Raw genomic sequence first — 3475 nt, forward strand, 5'->3', positions numbered from 1 at the left:
CTATAAATCAGGACGATGGAACTGTCTGAAACAAATGGCCAATTCACATATTTCATTGTTAGCTGCATAACCGTGAAAATGGGAATGCGCCCAAATTTTTTTCATTTTTTTCCTTTGTTTTGTACTGGCCGGTATGGTGGCCACGGCCCTTTGTCTGGGGGCTTCAACCATGGGTTTTTTACAGTCTTTAAACGCATTGTTCACCAATACCGGACGCGCCTCGGCCATCATATGGCAGCTTCGGCTGCCCAGGATTGTTATGGCCGTTCTGGTGGGAAGCGGCCTTGCCGTGGCCGGCAGTGTGTTCCAGGCCATTCTGAAAAACCCCCTGGCATCGCCCTACACCCTGGGGATCGCCTCAAGCGCCGGATTCGGAGCTGTGGCTGCCATTGTTTTCGGCGGCTCCCTGTATGGTCAGTATCTGGTGGCAGGCTCTGCTTTCTTTTTTGCCCTTGCCGCCTCCTTTCTCATCCTTGGGATTGCCAGGTTTAAAAGTGCTTCTCCCGAGATTATGATTCTTTCGGGCATTGCCATTATGTTTCTTTTTTCGTCCCTGTCTTCTTTTTTGCAGTACATGGGCACAGTGGAACAGGTGCATGAAATCGTGTTCTGGTTTTTTGGCAGCCTGACCAAGGTGGGATGGCCGGAAATCATGGTGGCCGCCGTGATGATTATTTTGCCGGTGCCCCTTCTGATCAAACTCTCATTTGATTTAAATCTGTTGGCCGCAGGCGACGAATCAGCAAACGCTTTGGGTGTTAATGTCACAGGTATCCGGACCACCGGGGTAGTCCTTGCTTCTTTGATCACTGCCGCCGGCATCTGCTTTACCGGTGTCATCGGTTTTATTGGCCTTGTTGCGCCCCATATCGCCCGGATGATTGTGGGCAGCGACCACTGGTATCTTCTGCCGGCTTCGGCACTGATCGGCGCCACTCTGGTCCTGGCGGCAGACACAGCTGGACGCACTTGCTGGGCCCCCCAGGTGATTCCTCTGGGTATTGTCACCTCCTTTATCGGCGTCCCGTTTTTCTTTTACCTGCTTATGAAAAAAAAGAAGGCGTACTGGTAATGCTTCAAGTTGATGCCCTCTCGTTTGGATACAAAAAAAGAACCATCCTTACGGATATAAGCCTGGAGGTTCACAAAGGGCAAATAGTCAGCATTGCCGGCCCCAACGGAACCGGAAAGACAACTCTGATCAAATGCCTTGCCGGCATCCAAAAGCCAAGCTGCGGCAGCATCCTGATCAACGGCAAGGATGCCTTTGGCATGAACCGCCGGGAGCATGCCCGGTGTGTGGGGTATGTGCCCCAAAGCTCGCCTTCCAAATTCCCCATCACCGTATTTGAAGCCGTGCTCATGGGCCGCCGGCCTTATATTACTTGGAAACCAACACAAAATGATTTTGAAAAAACCGCCCAGGTCATAGAATCCATGAACTTAAAGGATATTGCCCTTCGGGATTTCGATAACCTCAGCGGCGGACAAAAGCAGAAAGTATTGCTGGCCAGGGCCATTGCCCAGGACACCGACATTCTTCTTTTGGACGAACCGACATCCAACCTGGATTTAAAACACCAGCTTGAAGTGCTTGAGATGATTTCAAGCCTGGTTAAGACAAACCAGATGGCGGCCGTTCTGGCCATGCACGACTTAAACCTGGCCTCCCGGTTTTCCCACAGGATGGTGATGATGAAAGAGGGTCAAATCCTTTGCTCGGGCACACCCGGTGACGTTATGACGCCGGAAAACATCAGCACCGTATACGGCATTCACGCAGTTGTCAGTCAGAATGAAGGATATCCCTATATTCTGCCCACGGGAACCGTTGGGTAAGTCATGATTGCCGTCCTGGCCGCCGCAGCCCTTTCCACGCTGAAATTTCTGGTCGCCATGGTACCCATTTTTAGCGTTGGCGTGATCGTGGCGGAGTTTATCGTGGCCCTTGGCTGGGTGAATAAAATAGCCTGGATCACCCGGCCCCTGACCCGGCTGGGACACCTGAAGCCTGAATGCGGAGCAAGTTTTTTAACCGCGTTCCTCTCTCCTTCGGCGGGCAACGCCATGCTGGTCAGGCATCATGAGGCAGGACGTATTACACGCAAGGAGCTGATCATCGCCGCCATTGTCAATACCTTTCCCGGTATTGTCATGCACTGGCGCACAGTACTGCCCATCGCCATCCCGCTCATCGGCATATACGCATTTGTATATTACGGCTTTCTGGTGCTGGTCGGGCTTTTAAAAACCATTGCGGCACTGTTGGCAGGCCATTTCCTTCTTGAACCGGATAATGCGTATGCCATTATACCTTTAGCCGAAAAACAGGAGGGCGTACCCCCGTCATGGGCGCTTTGGGTTGAAAGTGCAAAAAAAAGCCGGAAAATTATTTTTCGTGTTATAAAAACAACTATTCCGGTGACAGTGGTTATGTTTGTGCTTATTCACGCCGGCATGTTTGATTATTTAAACACATGGATTTCCGGCCTTACAGAATTTTTGCCGCTGTCGCCCAAGGCCCTTTCAGTTGTGGCCACAAGGCTGGCCAGCAATGTGGGGGCATTCACAGTGGCCGGCAATCTTTTGTATGCTTCACAAGTTTCCGGCCGGGAAGTTGTGTTGTCACTGCTGGTTGGCAATCTTCTGGCCAGTGGGATCAACTTGAGGTTTCTCATTCCCTATTATTTAGGGATTTTCGGCCCAGGGACAGGATGGCAGGTGTTGGCTGTTTCAACAGGATTGCGCATGGCAATCATGGCCGCTCTGATTTGGACTTTGTTTGTGATTTGGCCCTGAGGATGACCACGAATCTGCCACCAAAAAGATAAAAAGGATAAAACATATGGATTGGGATTCAGTTAAAGAAGACACCTACTACATGGGCCGCAGACTGGAACAAGAGGCCCGAAGGACCAATGACCCGGAAAAATGGACACGCTATGCAGATCTTAAAACCCGAAAAGGCAGCTATACATTGGGTGTCCACGGATATATGAATGCGGCCAATATATATGAAGCCAGAGGAGAGATGCAGAACGCAGTCACTTTGCTGGAAGCAGGGCTTGCTGCAGCCATGAAAGCGGACAACAGAGATTTAGCTGTAATCCTGACTTACCGTTTGGCGCAGATTTTTGAAAATCAAGAAAATTGGGATGCCGGTATTCATGCGTATGAACAGCTTGGACGGTTTTGTGCAGAAAAAGATGCCCATTTCCAGGCTGCAGATGCATTTGAGCATGCCGCAGAACTCATGGCCTTGGCAGGCAGGGATGTCAGCGGTTACAGAGCCCCCATTTCGCACTGGCAAAAAAACATCCGGCATTGGGAAAATCATGGTCATGACCATGATGCTGTCTGGAGTAAGGTTCATATAGACCTTTTATATGAAACACTCCCCTCAAAAAAGGGAATAGCGTTCCATTGGTTGTATGGCTTTTTGTTCCACAACACTTTTATTACCGTTACAAATTGA

4 protein-coding genes are annotated in these 3475 nt (G+C 50.2%); all 4 read left to right on the top strand.

Going from position 1 to position 3475, the window contains the following annotated elements:
- Positions 1–133 precede the first annotated feature (133 nt).
- From B147_RS0106790 to B147_RS0106805, 4 genes are read left to right on the top strand one after another with little or no spacing between them, the layout of a single operon-like run.
- Positions 134–1072, top strand: coding sequence for a FecCD family ABC transporter permease (locus B147_RS0106790; RefSeq protein ID WP_083927830.1), 939 nt, complete (start codon positions 134–136; stop codon positions 1070–1072).
- A complete protein-coding gene (locus B147_RS0106795; protein ID WP_020586474.1) occupies positions 1072–1839 on the top strand; it encodes an ABC transporter ATP-binding protein in 768 nt (255 codons plus the stop codon). The genes B147_RS0106790 and B147_RS0106795 overlap by 1 nt, the downstream gene beginning before the upstream one ends.
- Before the next feature lie 3 nt (positions 1840–1842).
- Positions 1843–2799, top strand: a complete 957-nt coding sequence (locus B147_RS0106800; protein WP_020586475.1) for a hypothetical protein — start codon at positions 1843–1845, stop codon at positions 2797–2799.
- A 46-nt stretch (positions 2800–2845) separates the two neighbouring features.
- Complete coding sequence (locus B147_RS0106805) at positions 2846–3475, top strand: soluble NSF attachment family protein (RefSeq protein ID WP_020586476.1); 630 nt, start codon at positions 2846–2848, stop codon at positions 3473–3475.

Source organism: Desulfobacter curvatus DSM 3379, from assembly GCF_000373985.1.
Lineage (GTDB): Bacteria > Desulfobacterota > Desulfobacteria > Desulfobacterales > Desulfobacteraceae > Desulfobacter > Desulfobacter curvatus.

Excerpts from the sequence above, each read along its gene's own strand:
- B147_RS0106790 (WP_083927830.1), top strand. The coding sequence starts at position 134 with ATGGTGGCCACGGCCCTTTGTCTGGGGGCTTCAACCATGGGTTTTTTA.
- B147_RS0106795 (WP_020586474.1), top strand. The coding sequence starts at position 1,072 with ATGCTTCAAGTTGATGCCCTCTCGTTTGGATACAAAAAAAGAACCATC.
- B147_RS0106800 (WP_020586475.1), top strand. The coding sequence starts at position 1,843 with ATGATTGCCGTCCTGGCCGCCGCAGCCCTTTCCACGCTGAAATTTCTG.
- B147_RS0106805 (WP_020586476.1), top strand. The coding sequence starts at position 2,846 with ATGGATTGGGATTCAGTTAAAGAAGACACCTACTACATGGGCCGCAGA.